Raw genomic sequence first — 12,881 nt, 5'->3', positions numbered from 1 at the left:
GACGCATCGGGGCACCCGTTCGACGGGTGCCCCGATGCGGTCGTGCGACCTACTTCTTGAAGACGTCCTTGACGTCCTCGCCGGTCTGCTTCGCGCTCGCAGCGGCCTGGTCCTTCTTGCCTTCGGCGACCTTCGAGTCGTCGTTGGTCAGGTTGCCGACGGCTTCCTTCGCCTTGCCGGCGAGGTCCTGAGCGGCGTTCTTGATCTTGTCGTCGAGTCCCATGACGGGTCCTTTCGTGGGTGGGCGTGCGCCCGGTGGTGTGGTGGTGGGCCGGGAGGCCCGGGGTGCGTCCGGCTGACGGGTGTCAGTGGACGCGGGTCGACTTCGCGAGCGCGGAGCGGGTACCGCCGGTCAGGTGCACGAGCACCGGGACCGGACGGCCGAGGGTGCGGTCGAGGACCGCGACGGCTCGGTCGACGGCGTCGAGCACGCTGACGGCGTCCCCGCCGCGGCGGACCGCGACACGGATCCGGGCGGCGCGCTGCCGGCGGACGAGGTAGGTGTCGACCCGGGAGCCGACCACGTCGCGGACACCCGCGAGTTCGTGTTCGAGGACGTCCCGGACGAGTGCGACGTTGACGGTGACCGCGTCGTCGCCCGAGTGCTCCCGGACGGCGACGGACGTGCCGCCACCACCGCGGGTGAACACCCACACGAGCGACAGGACGATCACGAGGGCCGCGGCCCCGGCGACGATCCACAGTGCGGACGCGGGGACGTCGAGGCTGCGGGGGAGGTCGACGTACGGCTTGACGGCGTCCTGGACGGCGGGCAGCACACCCGCGCCCATCGCGATCCCGACGACCACGGCGACGAGGCCGAGGACGAACAGGATGATCCGGTTGAGGGTCCGGTTGCTCTTGGTCATGCGAGGGTTCCCTTCTCCTCGACCCGGACGCGGACGCGTCGGCCGAAGCGCTCGTCGAGACCGCTCAGGCGCTCCACGACGGCGGCGCGGACGCTCGCCTCGTCGACCGGGACACCGGTGACGGGGACGATGCGGACCTCGGTGGAACGGCCACGGGCGGTGGCGGAGGCGTTCCCCTCGGGGACACCGGCCGCCATGCCGGCGGCGTTCGCCGCGGTGGAGGCGACGATTCGGGCGTCGATGACGACCGCACCACGCTCGTGCTCGACGACCGATCGGTGCTGGCGGCCGGGCTTGAGCGCCAGGACGACCAGCACGACGCCGAGGACGACGAGCACACCCGCGATGACCTCGACGACGGTGACGAACGCGGCGTCCGGGCGGAGCGCCGTGTCGACCACGGTCTGGGGGTCGGCGACCAGCGGCGGGCGTCCGATGGCGCTGAGCACCGCCTCGGTGCCGATCCAGGCGGCCACCAGGGCGAGCACCACGAGTGCCACCGCCACTGCTGTGGAGCGGGAGCGGTGCACGCTCCGACGACGGATGCGTCGTTCGACGGAACCGTTGCTCATGATGGCCTCCTAGCGGGCACGGGACTCGTGCTCACGCACGATCCCGGTGAGTTCGATGTGGGCACGGCCGACGCGACGCCCGGTCAGGTCGCTCACGCGGCCCTTGACCTGGTCCGCGATCCGGATCGACCCGGAGACGATGTCGTCGCTCGCGGCGATCGGCCCGGTGATGTCGAGCGACAGTGCTCCCGACGCGTCGCCGAGGCCGACGCGCACCCGCTTGGCGGGGGCGCCGAGCCCTTCGGCTGCGACGGCCCGCGCCAGCGAGGTGAGCGCGCGTGCGGTGATCTCGACGCGGCCCGGGACGTCCGGGCCGGCGTTCACCGGGAGCTCCGGCGTCCGGTCAGCACGTCGGTGAGGGCGCCGCGGTCGATGCGCCCGGTGGCGAGTGCGGCCACGAGGGCCCCGATCGCACCGAAGACGATGACGAGCACGAAGCCCCAGAACCCGAACTGCAGGGCCACGACGGCGAGGACTGCGCCGATGAGGGCGCCGATCAGCGTGTTGCTCATGCGACTCGGGCTTCCTTCTTCTCGTCCTCGTTGTCGTCGTCGTCGCCCGGGATGTAGACGTCCTGGACGGTCACGTTGACCTCGGCGACCTCCATACCGACGATCTGCTCGAGGGCACGGGCGACACCGGCACGGACGCCGTCGGCGACCTGCTGGAGCGACACCGGGTACTCGGCGACGATCACGATGTCCGCGGCGACCTGCTTCTCGCCGACCTCGACCTTGACGCCCTGACCGAAGTCGCGCTGGCCGATGGCGTCGCGGAGGGCGCCGATGGCACGGGCTGCGCCGTTGCCGAGGGAGTGCACGCCGTTGACCTCGCGGGCGGCGATGCCGGCGACCTTCGACACCACGGTGTCGTCGATGACGGTCTTGCCGGTGACGCCGCTGGTGCCGGCGTGCGAGGTGGCACGGGTCGCCGTGGTGGCCGGGGTGGGGGTGATGGTGTCAGCCATGTTCGTTCCTTCCGTTGACCCGCCGGGCGTTCCCAGCGGTTGCTGTTCACGGATGAGACGGGCTGTGGAAGAGATTCGTCACACACGACTTCTCGGATTCGGGTGATGTCCAGGGATCCCCGGAAAAACGGGGATGTGGGTGTACCCCCCGGGGTGTTCCGTCCGGCCGTTCAGCCGTTTCCGGCCGCGCCGTTGCGCTCGGCAGCGGCCCGCATGGCACGGACACAGGCCATGGGGGAATCGCCGCGCTCCTCGCGGAAGAGCTGCTGCAGCCGTCGGGGGAGCACCCCTGCAGCGGCCGCGATGTCGTCGAGCGTGAGCGGGTCGTCGAGGTGCTGTTCGATGTACGACACCGCACGACGGACACGCCACGACGCCTTGCCGGCCTCCGGCTGCGCAGCCAGCGACGCGCGCTTCGTCACGGCCGGGTCCTCACCGAACCGGTCGCGGTAGGTCTCGGCGAACCGGCCCGGGTTGGTGAAGCCCCAGCGGCGGGCGATCGCGGCGATGCCGGAGGACACGAGCGGACAGTCCGCCGGGGCGACCGGGCCACCCCGGTCCGCGCGGAGCAGCTCCTCGCGCACACGGTCCAGGCGGTGGTCGCGCAGGAAGCGGTGCGGGGTGGTGTCGAGTGTCCGGGCGAAGACGTCCTGCAGCCCGCGCTGGCTCAGTCCGCAGGCGGCGGCGATGGTGGGGACGGAGGGGCGTTCTGCGGCGTGCAGCTCGATGAAGCGGATCGCGTCGCGGAGCCGGTTCGCCACGGGCACGTCGTCACCCCGGTTGCGGATGGGGAACGTGTCGAGGATGACGACGGCCAGCCGGCGGTTCAGGGCGGTCCGCATCGGCCCGAGCACGCGCTCGTCGACCAGGGCAGGCCCGAGTTCACGGATCAGGTGCCGCAGCGGTTCGCGTCTGGCGACGACCTCGTCCTGCTGGTCGAACAACAGTGGGCCGTCGGGCAGGCGGTAGCCGAGGTCGCGGCCGACGCTCCGCAGGAACCGGTCGGACACGTGCACGCCGTTGTAGACGGTGCCGTCGGACTCGAACCGGTAGGCCTCGGACGCCGACGCGATGTACGGGCTGCCCGGCTCGACGACGCGGGTGCGGTCGGCGAAGTGCATCTCGAGCCGGCCCTTGGTGAGCCAGAACACCACGTGGTCGTCCCGCACGCCGATGACCCCACCGCGTCGGCCGCCCTCGGCCCGCATGGTGCGCAGCGACAGGTCGTCGTCGCCCACGACCGTGTACTCGTACCGGGTGTCGTCGGTGGCGAAGGTCTCGGAGGCGAAGTCCGAGCCGCCGTACTCGGCCGTGAAGATCTCGGAGTAGTCGGAACCCTCGCCGTCGGAGAACCGCAGCCGGCGGAATCCGTTCGTCGTCGAGGGGTCCATGCGCCGATCATGCCATCAGTTGCACCGGACAAGGAAAGGAATACCCTAGGGGGGTATCGTATTGAGAACGGTGGAGGCGGACATGCACGAACACGTCGGGTACATCGGCGACAAGGACGACCTGCTCAAGCGACTCCGTCGCGCCGAGGGGCAGGTGCGCGGGATCGCGCGGATGGTCGAGGACGAGACGTACTGCATCGACGTCCTCACCCAGATCTCGGCAGCGAACCGGGCGCTCGAACGCGTCGCGCTGTCGCTGCTCGAGGACCACCTGGCGCACTGCGTCGCCGAGGCCGTCGCCGAGGGCGGGGACGCCGCCGACGAGAAGGTGCGCGAGGCCAGCCAGGCGATCGCCCGGCTCGTCCGCTCCTGACCCTGACGACCCACCACCGAGAAGGAGACACCATGACCACCGAAACGCTGCTCGTCGAGGGCATGACCTGCGACCACTGCGTGATGAGCGTCACCGAGGAACTCACCGAGGTCGACGGGGTGTCGGGCGTCGACGTCCGACTCGTCCCCGGCGGATCGTCCGAGGTCACCGTCAGCTCGACGGCACCCGTCGACCCGGACGCCCTCCGCACCGCCGTCGCCGAAGCGGGGTACGAGGTCGTGCGCTCGTGACCGACCGCACCGTCGAACTCGACATCACCGGGATGACCTGCGCCTCGTGCGCGAACCGCATCGAGCGGAAACTCGGCAAGCTGCCCGGGGTCACCGCCACCGTCAACTACGCCACCGAGAAGGCACAGGTGCAGGTCGCCGCGGACGGCAGCGCCGACCCTCAGGCGCTGATCGCCGCGGTGGAGTCGGCCGGCTACGGCGCCACGGTGCCGGCACCGCCCGCCGCCGCTGACGCCGGACCCGCGGCCGATGCCGACCCGACCGGCCCGCTGCGCCGACGCCTGGTCGTGTCCGCCGTGCTCGCGGTGCCCGTCGTGGTGCTCTCGATGGTGCCGGCCCTGCAGTTCCCGAACTGGCAGTGGCTCGCGCTGACGCTCGCCGCGCCCGTCGCGGTCTGGGGTGCGCTCCCGTTCCACCGCGCCGCGTGGGTCAACGCCCGGCACGGTGCCGCCACCATGGACACCCTGGTGAGCGTCGGCATCCTCGCCGCCTTCGGGTGGTCGCTGTACGCCCTGTTCTTCGGCGACGCCGGCACGACCGGCATGCACATGACGTTCTCGTGGTTCGCCACGGACCCCGAGGCCACCGACCTGTACCTCGAGGTCGCGACGGCCGTGACCGTGTTCATCCTCGCCGGCCGGTACATGGAGGCCCGCGCGAAGACGCAGTCCGGTGCCGCACTCCGGGCGCTGCTCGAACTCGGTGCGAAGGACGCCACCGTCCTGCGCGACGGTGCCGAACACCGCCTGCCGGCCTCGTCCCTGGTCGTGGGCGACGTCGTCGTGGTGCGACCCGGCGAGCGGATCCCGAGCGACGGCCTGGTGCAGGACGGCTCCTCGGCTGTCGACCTCAGCATGCTCACCGGTGAGTCCGTGCCGGTCGAGGTCGGCCCGGGCGACCGGGTCACCGGCGCCACGGTCAACGTCGGTGGCCGGCTCGTCGTCTCGATCACGCGCGTCGGCGCCGACACCGAGCTCGCCCGCATGGGTCGCCTGGTCGAGGACGCCCAGACCGGCAAGGCCGAGGTGCAGCGCCTGGCCGACCGCGTGTCCGGGGTCTTCGTGCCGATCGTCATCGCGCTCGCCGTGCTGGCCTTCGTCGGCTGGCTCGTGTTCGGCGGCTCGGTCACCGCGGCCTTCACCGCGGCCGTCGCCACCCTGATCATCGCCTGCCCGTGCGCGCTCGGGCTCGCCACGCCCACCGCGCTGCTCGTCGGCACCGGCCGAGGCTCGCAGCTCGGCATCCTGATCGGCGGTCCGCAGGTGCTCGAGCGCACCCGCGGTGTCGACACCGTCGTGCTCGACAAGACCGGCACCGTCACCACAGGGGCGATGACGCTGCGGTCGGTCACCGCCGTCGACGAGACCGAGGACGTCGTCCTGCGCCTCGCCGCAGCGGTCGAGGACGGCTCCGAACACCCCGTCGCCCGCGCCGTGACCACTGCGGCCTGTGCCGGGGGCGCCGACCTGCCCGCGGCCGAGCAGTTCACCGCGACCGCCGGCGCCGGCGTGCAGGCCGTCGTGCACGGCGACGTCGTGCTGGTCGGCACGAGCCGCTGGCTCGCCGACTCGTGGTCGATCACACTGCCCCCGGTGCTCGCCGACGCCGTCGACCGCGCCGAGGCCGACGGGGGCACCGCGGTCGTCGTCGCCCGGAACGGCACGGCCCTCGGCGTGGTCGTCGTCGGCGACACCGTGAAGCCCGAGGCCGCCGACGCGATCGCCCGCTTCCGGGCGCTCGGCCTGCACCCGGTGCTGCTCACCGGCGACAACGACGGTGCCGCACGTGCGGTCGCCGCGAGCGTCGGCATCGACGAGGTGCACGCCCGCGCGACCCCCGCGTCGAAGCTCGAGACCGTCCGCCGGCTGCAGGCCGAGGGGCGGAGCGTCGCGATGGTCGGCGACGGCGTGAACGACGCCGCCGCGCTGGCCGCAGCCGACCTCGGAATCGCCATGGGGGCCGGCACCGATGCAGCCATCGCGGCGAGCGACATCACGGTGGTGAGCGGCCGGCTCACCGTGGTGGCCGACGCCATCCGGCTGTCGCGCGCGACGCTCGGCGTCATCAAGGGCAACCTGTTCTGGGCGTTCGCGTACAACGTCGCGGCGATCCCGCTCGCGATGGCGGGGCTGCTGAACCCGGTGCTCGCGGGTGCGGCGATGGCGTTCTCGTCGGTCTTCGTCGTGACGAACAGCCTGCGGCTGCGTCGCTTCGCGGCGCAGCCGTGAACCCGACCACACCCGTGAACCCGCCAAGCCGACCGCAGCCCTGAACCCGGCAGGCCGACCGCAGCCGTGAACGCGTCCGGCCGGGAGGCGTGACGCGCGCAGCGAACGCGGGCCGCGCCTCCCGGCCGACTGTGCGCACCACCTGCCGGAGCGCACTACGCTCGAAGACGGTCCGCGACGCAGCGCTGCGTGACCCGCGGGCTGTACGTCCAGAAGGTGATCCAGGAGGACCCCGTGACCGAATCCGCTCCCGTCGACCCCACATCGACCGAAGGCTGGAAGAAGCTCGACAGCATCGCTGCCGGCTTCACCCCGGACCTGCGAGGGTGGTTCGACAGCGACCCCGGTCGTGCCGAGCAGTACACCTTCCAGGCGGCCGACCTGACCGTCGACCTCTCCAAGGGCCTGGTGACCGACGAGATCCTCGCCGCGCTGCTGCAGGTCGCGAAGGACACCGGCGTCGCCGAACGCTTCCAGGCCATGCTCGCCGGTGAGCACATCAACGTCACCGAGGACCGCGCCGTGCTGCACACCGCGCTCCGCCGCCCGAAGGCGACCGAGGGCCTCGTGCCGGCGGCGCCCCTGACCGTCGACGGCCAGGACGTCGACGCCGACGTGCACGCCACGCTCGACAAGGTCTACGGCTTCGCCGAGCAGGTCCGCAGCGGCGCCTGGACCGGTGTCACCGGCAAGCGCATCGAGACCGTCGTCAACATCGGCATCGGTGGCTCCGACCTCGGCCCGGTCATGGTCTACGAGGCACTCAAGCCCTCCGTCCAGCCCGGCCTCGAGGCCCGCTTCGTGTCGAACATCGACCCGGCGGACATCTACGAGAAGACCGCGGACCTGGACCCCGAGACCACGCTCTTCATCGTCGCGTCGAAGACCTTCGGCACGCTCGAGACCCTGACGAACGCGCGCCTCGCCCGCCAGTGGCTGTGGGAGAAGCTCGGCCTGACCGACGCCGCCGACGACGAGAAGAAGAACGCCGTCGCCAAGCACTTCGTCGCCGTCTCCACCGCGCTCGACAAGGTCGAGGCCTTCGGCATCGACCCCGAGAACGCCTTCGGCTTCTGGGACTGGGTGGGCGGCCGCTACTCGGTCGACTCGGCCATCGGCACGAGCGTCGTCATCGCGATCGGCAAGGAGAACTGGGAGCAGTTCCTCGCCGGCTTCCACGCGATCGACGAGCACGTCCGCACCACGCCGCTCGAGCAGAACGTCCCCGTCCTGATGGGCCTGCTCAACGTCTGGTACACGAACTTCCTCGGCGCGCAGAGCCACGCGGTCCTGCCGTACACGCAGTACCTGCACCGCTTCGCCGCGTACCTGCAGCAGCTCACGATGGAGTCGAACGGCAAGCGCGTCCGCTGGGACGGCTCGCCCGTCACCACCGAGACCGGCGAGGTCTTCTGGGGTGAGCCCGGCACGAACGGCCAGCACGCGTTCTACCAGCTCATCCACCAGGGCACCCGCCTGATCCCGGCCGACTTCATCACGGTCGCCAACCCGGCCCGTCCGCTCAAGGACGAGACCGGCGACGGCAAGGGCGTCGCGCCCGGCACCGACGTGCACACGCTGTTCCTGGCGAACTTCTTCGCGCAGACCAAGGCGCTCGCGTTCGGCAAGAGCGCCGACGAGGTCCGCGCCGAGGGCACCACCGACGAAGGCATCGTCGCGGCGCGCACGTTCCCCGGCAACAAGCCGACCACGTCGATCATCGCGCCGGAGCTCACCCCGAGCGTCCTCGGCCAGCTCATCGCCCTGTACGAGCACATCGTGTTCACCGAGGGCACGATCTGGGGCATCGACTCGTTCGACCAGTGGGGTGTGGAGCTCGGCAAGCAGCTGGCGCTGCAGGTCACGCCGGCCGTGGAGGGCGACCAGGCCGCGCTCGACGCGCAGGACCCGTCGACCAAGGCGCTCATCGCGAAGTACCTGGAGCTGCGGAAGTAACGCACGCCCTCACCTGACGGACGGGAGGCCCGTGGCGGATCCGCCACGGGCCTCCCGTCCGTCGTGTCGGGCACTGCCAAAGCGACAGTTGCGCCCGACGGGCCGCCGTCAGGCCTGCGAAAGCGACAGATGCGCGCCGATCTTCCGCGGAGAAGTGTCGCTTTCGCGAGGGCCCGCTGCGACGCCGCGGGGCTCGGCGCCGGGCCGCCCGCTCAGCGGGCGAGCGGGTCGAGGTTGAGGGACGTGCCCTCGTACAGGTGCTGGTCCTCGCCGAACACCTGGACGCCCTCGTTGAGCCAGACCAGGTCGCGGACGGTGATGCCGAACCGCGCCGCGACGTCCCCGATCAGGTCGTCCGGGGCGACGCCGTAGGACCTCGGCGCGCCGGCGGCCGTGGTCGCGGTGACGGTCCCGATCGCGTTCGCCCGCCGTCCGGCGTCCTTCGGGTGCACGTTCGTCTGCCGCGCGGGGACGGACCACCGCACGGTGGACACCGCGAGGACCTTGCCGGCGGAGATCTCGACGGGGACGTCCTGCCCGGCGGCCGCAGCGGAGTAGGTCACGAGGGTGCCGAGGTGTGACGGGTCGACCCCGGATCCGTCCAACGGGACGTCGACCGCGGCCCCCGTGCTGGTCGGGCCGCCGAGGGTCCGGTCACCGACACCGGGGTAGGTCAGCCCGTCGCCCACCGCACGGGGCAGGTCGAACAACGCGACGCCGATCGGCACCGGCAGCGTCGAGGTGATCCCGGAGTACTGCGCGGTGAAGGTGTCGTCGCCATCCGCGACCACCCGGAAGTGGAAGTGCACGCTGCCCTTCGGCGAGGCCACGTCCCCCTGCGCCAGGACGGTCCCGGCGGGGATCGGTGTCAGCGTCGGTGCGGGTGCGGCGGCCTCCGTCGGCACCGGGGTCGGTGTGCGCGGGTTCGCCGAGGCCTCGATCAGGTCCGATGCCGACTCGCCGTCCGGGGTCGCGGTCGGGGTCTCGCTCGCGGTCGGGCTCGACGCGGGTGGGGAGGCGGGAGCGGGCAGAGCACCGTCCGGTCCCCGCAGCAGCGAGCAGCCGGACAGCACCACGCCGGCCGCCAGCACGATGGCGATTCCGCCGGTCCGTTTCATGATGCCCCCTCAGGTCGAGGGTAACGCGATGGCGAACACACGGTCGTCGTCGCCGGCGGACTGTGTCCCGGGACGCAGTCCAGCCGCCGAGGGGGCGAGATGGTGTCGGTCGGAGCGGCTACGGTCGAGGGCATGGAGCGTTCGGAGATCCTCGCCGCGGCTGCCGCCGCGCACGCCGCCCGCATCGCAGCGGCCGGTGGTGACGACGTCGCAGCGCGTGAACGTGCCGACAGCGTCAGGCGCCGGGCCGATGGGCTCACAGACCGGTACGACACGGTCGAGGGCTCGGACACCGAGTCCGACGCCCGTGACGCCGCACGCCGTCGCGCGGGAGAGGCAGACCGCGCCGCCTCGCGCACCGAGGGCGTGCTGTCGGACTGGCACCGGATGGGCACCCGCCGTGGCGTCACCCCCGACGCCCAGGTCCGCACGGCCTGGACCGTGACCGGGGTCCCCGAGCGCGGCGACGCCCGAGCCCTGGCCAACGTGCTGTTGTCCACCGCGGGGCACGCCGGACGCGTCGCCGACGCCGCCCGACGCAACCCCGCCCTGTCCGGCGCCGCGAGTGCCGCCGCCCGACGGACCGTGCGCCGCTACACCGACCACGGTGCCGACATGGCTTCGTTGGGGGACGTCCTGGGCGACGGCCCCGTCGACGACGAGCGCTGAGCCCGATCCGCGGATTGGACCGCTCCCGTCCTCATCAGGCCTTCTGTGGACCGATCCAAACGACCTGACGACAGAATGTTCAATTGACAGGACATGGATTCGGGTTACGATCGGTCCACGCACTGACGCGCGATCACCGACGAAGGAGTCACCGAATGGTCGACATCAAACCGACAGCCCCGACTGTCGCACTGCCCCCGTTGGGGACCGGGCCGCACCGCCGACGACTCGGTGTGCTGGCCCTCGTCGCCACGTTCGGCGGGTTGCTCTTCGGGTACGACACCGGTGTCATCAACGGTGCCCTGAACCCGATGAAGGCGGAGCTCGGCCTCACGAACTTCACCGAGGGTGTCGTCACCAGCTCGCTGCTCTTCGGTGCCGCGATCGGCGCCATGCTCGGCGGCCGCATCGCCGACGGCTGGGGTCGCCGCAAGACCATCATCCTGCTCGCCGTCACGTTCTTCGTCGGCACGCTGATCTGCGTGTTCGCGCCGACGTTCGAGGTCATCGTCGTCGGTCGTGTGCTCCTCGGCCTCGCGGTGGGTGGCGCATCCACGGTGGTTCCGGTGTTCCTCGCCGAACTCGCGCCGTACGAGATCCGCGGGTCGCTGTCCGGCCGAAACGAGCTCATGATCGTGATCGGTCAGCTCGCCGCCTTCGTGGTCAACGCCTTCATCGGCAACATCTGGGGTGAGGGCAACGGCGTCTGGCGCGTCATGCTGGCCGTCTGTGCGCTCCCCGCGATCGCGCTGTTCGTCGGGATGCTCCGGGTGCCGGAGTCACCGCGGTGGCTCGCGTCGAAGGACCGCTACGACGAGGCCCTGTCCGTCCTCGAGCAGGTCCGGACCACCGATCGGGCCCGTGCCGAGCTCGACGACATCAAGCGAAGCAACGACCTCGAAGCGAAGGTCGAGCGCGTCAGCGGCTGGCACACGCTGCGCGGGAACAAGTGGCTCATCCGCATCGTGCTCATCGGTGCCGGGCTCGGCGTCGCGCAGCAGCTCACCGGCATCAACTCGATCATGTACTACGGCCAGACCGTGCTCATCGAGTCCGGGTTCCAGGCGTCGGCAGCCCTCATCGCGAACATCGCCCCCGGCGTGATCGCCGTGGTCGGTGGCGTCATCGCGCTGTACAACATGGAGAAGATCAACCGCCGCACGACGCTGATCCTCGGGTTCACGCTGACGACGATCTGCCACTTCCTCATCGGCATCGCGTCGGTGGCGCTGCCCGAGGGCAACCCGGCCCGCCCGTGGGTCATCCTGTTCCTGGTCGTCGCGTTCGTCGGCTCGATGCAGACCTTCCTCAACATCGCGGTGTGGGTCGTGCTGTCCGAGATCTTCCCGACGCAGATCCGTGCGCTCGGCATGGGCATCTCGGTGTTCTGCCTCTGGATCGCGAACGCGTTCCTCGGGCTGTACTTCCCGACGATCGTCGCCGCGACCGGCATCACCGGGACCTTCTTCGGGTTCGGGGTCGTCGGGCTGCTGGCGCTGCTCTTCATCTGGAAGTTCGTGCCGGAGAGCCGCGGTCGCACCCTCGAAGAGGTCGAAGAGGGCGTCACCACCGGCAACATCTTCACCGTCCCGGAGAAGGCGTCGCGCCGCTAGTCCGCACCACGCTGCACCGAGTGAGCAGAAGACGTCGGGTCGCCCCAGGGCACCCGACGTCTTCTGCTCACTGGATCCACCGTCGTCGCCCGGTTGGTTGCATGGAGGCGTGACGGAACTGGTGCTGCAGGACTTCCCGGCCGCTCTGGACGTGGTGTGCTCCGCGCTGCTCGTGGTCGCCGTGGGCTGCGCCGTGTTCGTGGCGGTCGACGTGGTGCGTCGGCCGCCGCACATGCGCGTCATGGCCTTCGTGTGGCCGCTCACGATGCTGTTCGGCAGTGTCGTGTGGCTCGTCTTCTACCTGCGTCGGGGGCGGGCCTCGGCGCCCGGCCACGGACGGTGGGCGGGCACCGCGATCGACACGAGCCACTGCGGGGCCGGCTGCGCCCTCGGTGACCTGATCGGCGAGTTCGGGCTCGCGGCGTTCCCGGCGCTCGGGGTGGTCGTCGGCCTGGGGTCGCTCTACCAGGACCGGATGGTCGCCGGGTGGATCGTCGACTTCGTCATCGCGTTCGTGCTCGGCATCGCGTTCCAGTACTTCGCCATCGCGCCGATGCGGGGCCTCGGCGTCCGGGCCGGGCTCGTCGCCGCGCTCAAGGCCGACACACTGTCGATCATCGCGTGGCAGGTGGGCATGTACGGCCTGATGGCGGTGTGGCAGCTGGTCGTGTTCCCGGCACTCGTCGGCGGGCGCGCGAGCGTCTTCTCGCCGGAGTTCTGGGTGGCGATGCAGCTGGCGATGGTGGCCGGCTTCGTCTGCTCCTACCCCGTGAACGCGTGGCTGGTGCGTCGGGGCATCAAGGAGGCCATGTGACGGACCAGCGGACGGACGGGAGGCCCGGTGCCAGCTGGCACCGGGCCTCCCGTCCGTTCT

General features: G+C 71.2%; 15 protein-coding genes. 7 read left to right on the top strand and 8 right to left on the bottom strand.

Annotated features, from left to right (window positions below; translation table 11 throughout):
• Positions 1-49: 49 nt before the first annotated feature.
• The 7 genes from DEJ03_RS07630 to DEJ03_RS07600 form a co-directional block, all read right to left on the bottom strand.
• On the bottom strand, positions 50-223 hold the full coding sequence (locus DEJ03_RS07630) for a CsbD family protein (protein WP_071246087.1): 174 nt from the start codon (positions 221-223) through the stop codon (positions 50-52).
• 82 nt (positions 224-305) lie between these two features.
• Positions 306-869 carry a hypothetical protein gene (locus DEJ03_RS07625; RefSeq protein ID WP_110864128.1) on the bottom strand — a complete coding sequence of 188 codons (564 nt, stop codon included), beginning with the start codon at positions 867-869 and terminating at the stop codon, positions 306-308.
• A complete protein-coding gene (locus tag DEJ03_RS07620; RefSeq protein WP_110864127.1) occupies positions 866-1,441 on the bottom strand; it encodes a DUF6286 domain-containing protein in 576 nt (191 codons plus the stop codon). Before DEJ03_RS07620 ends, DEJ03_RS07625 begins: the two co-directional genes overlap by 4 nt.
• Positions 1,442-1,450: 9 nt before the next feature.
• A complete protein-coding gene (locus DEJ03_RS07615; RefSeq protein WP_110864126.1) occupies positions 1,451-1,765 on the bottom strand; it encodes a hypothetical protein in 315 nt (104 codons plus the stop codon).
• The gene (locus DEJ03_RS07610) at positions 1,762-1,953 is read right to left on the bottom strand and encodes a DUF2273 domain-containing protein (protein ID WP_017885412.1); all 192 of its coding nucleotides are present in this window, start codon (positions 1,951-1,953) and stop codon (positions 1,762-1,764) included. The genes DEJ03_RS07615 and DEJ03_RS07610 overlap by 4 nt, the downstream gene beginning before the upstream one ends.
• Entirely contained in the window at positions 1,950-2,408 is a 459-nt protein-coding gene (locus DEJ03_RS07605) for an Asp23/Gls24 family envelope stress response protein (protein ID WP_110864125.1), read from the bottom strand. The genes DEJ03_RS07610 and DEJ03_RS07605 overlap by 4 nt, the downstream gene beginning before the upstream one ends.
• A gap of 170 nt (positions 2,409-2,578) precedes the next feature.
• On the bottom strand, positions 2,579-3,799 hold the full coding sequence (locus tag DEJ03_RS07600; RefSeq protein WP_110864124.1) for an AraC family transcriptional regulator: 1,221 nt from the start codon (positions 3,797-3,799) through the stop codon (positions 2,579-2,581).
• An 82-nt stretch (positions 3,800-3,881) separates the two neighbouring features.
• On the opposite strand from DEJ03_RS07600, the gene DEJ03_RS07595 reads away from it, so the two are divergent.
• From DEJ03_RS07595 to pgi, 4 genes are all read left to right on the top strand, one after another.
• Positions 3,882-4,172 (top strand): metal-sensitive transcriptional regulator, encoded by a 291-nt coding sequence (locus DEJ03_RS07595; protein ID WP_027466001.1) that lies wholly within the window; start codon positions 3,882-3,884, stop codon positions 4,170-4,172.
• Between the two features lie 32 nt (positions 4,173-4,204).
• Positions 4,205-4,423, top strand: a complete 219-nt coding sequence (locus DEJ03_RS07590; protein ID WP_110864123.1) for a heavy-metal-associated domain-containing protein — start codon at positions 4,205-4,207, stop codon at positions 4,421-4,423.
• Complete coding sequence (locus tag DEJ03_RS07585) at positions 4,420-6,651, top strand: cation-translocating P-type ATPase (RefSeq protein WP_110864122.1); 2,232 nt, start codon at positions 4,420-4,422, stop codon at positions 6,649-6,651. Before DEJ03_RS07590 ends, DEJ03_RS07585 begins: the two co-directional genes overlap by 4 nt.
• A 234-nt stretch (positions 6,652-6,885) precedes the next feature.
• Positions 6,886-8,607 (top strand): glucose-6-phosphate isomerase, encoded by a 1,722-nt coding sequence (gene pgi, locus DEJ03_RS07580; RefSeq protein ID WP_110864230.1) that lies wholly within the window; start codon positions 6,886-6,888, stop codon positions 8,605-8,607.
• 212 nt (positions 8,608-8,819) lie between these two features.
• On the opposite strand, the gene DEJ03_RS07575 is transcribed toward pgi, so the two are convergent.
• A complete protein-coding gene (locus tag DEJ03_RS07575) occupies positions 8,820-9,725 on the bottom strand; it encodes a LysM domain-containing protein (protein WP_258370667.1) in 906 nt (301 codons plus the stop codon).
• A 132-nt stretch (positions 9,726-9,857) separates the two neighbouring features.
• Here DEJ03_RS07575 and DEJ03_RS07570 point away from each other — a divergent pair, with 132 nt between their 5' ends.
• From DEJ03_RS07570 to DEJ03_RS07560, 3 genes are all read left to right on the top strand, one after another.
• Positions 9,858-10,394: a hypothetical protein gene (locus DEJ03_RS07570; RefSeq protein WP_071405966.1), complete on the top strand. Its 537-nt coding sequence runs from the start codon at positions 9,858-9,860 to the stop codon at positions 10,392-10,394.
• A gap of 155 nt (positions 10,395-10,549) precedes the next feature.
• Positions 10,550-12,007, top strand: a complete 1,458-nt coding sequence (locus DEJ03_RS07565) for a sugar porter family MFS transporter (protein WP_110864121.1) — start codon at positions 10,550-10,552, stop codon at positions 12,005-12,007.
• A gap of 109 nt (positions 12,008-12,116) precedes the next feature.
• On the top strand, positions 12,117-12,821 hold the full coding sequence (locus DEJ03_RS07560) for a DUF4396 domain-containing protein (protein ID WP_220034120.1): 705 nt from the start codon (positions 12,117-12,119) through the stop codon (positions 12,819-12,821).
• The last annotated feature ends 60 nt before the right edge of the window (positions 12,822-12,881 follow it).

The organism is Curtobacterium sp. MCLR17_043 (genome assembly GCF_003224215.1).
GTDB classification, from domain to species: domain Bacteria; phylum Actinomycetota; class Actinomycetes; order Actinomycetales; family Microbacteriaceae; genus Curtobacterium; species Curtobacterium flaccumfaciens.
This window is presented reverse-complemented; position numbering and strand designations above follow the sequence as displayed.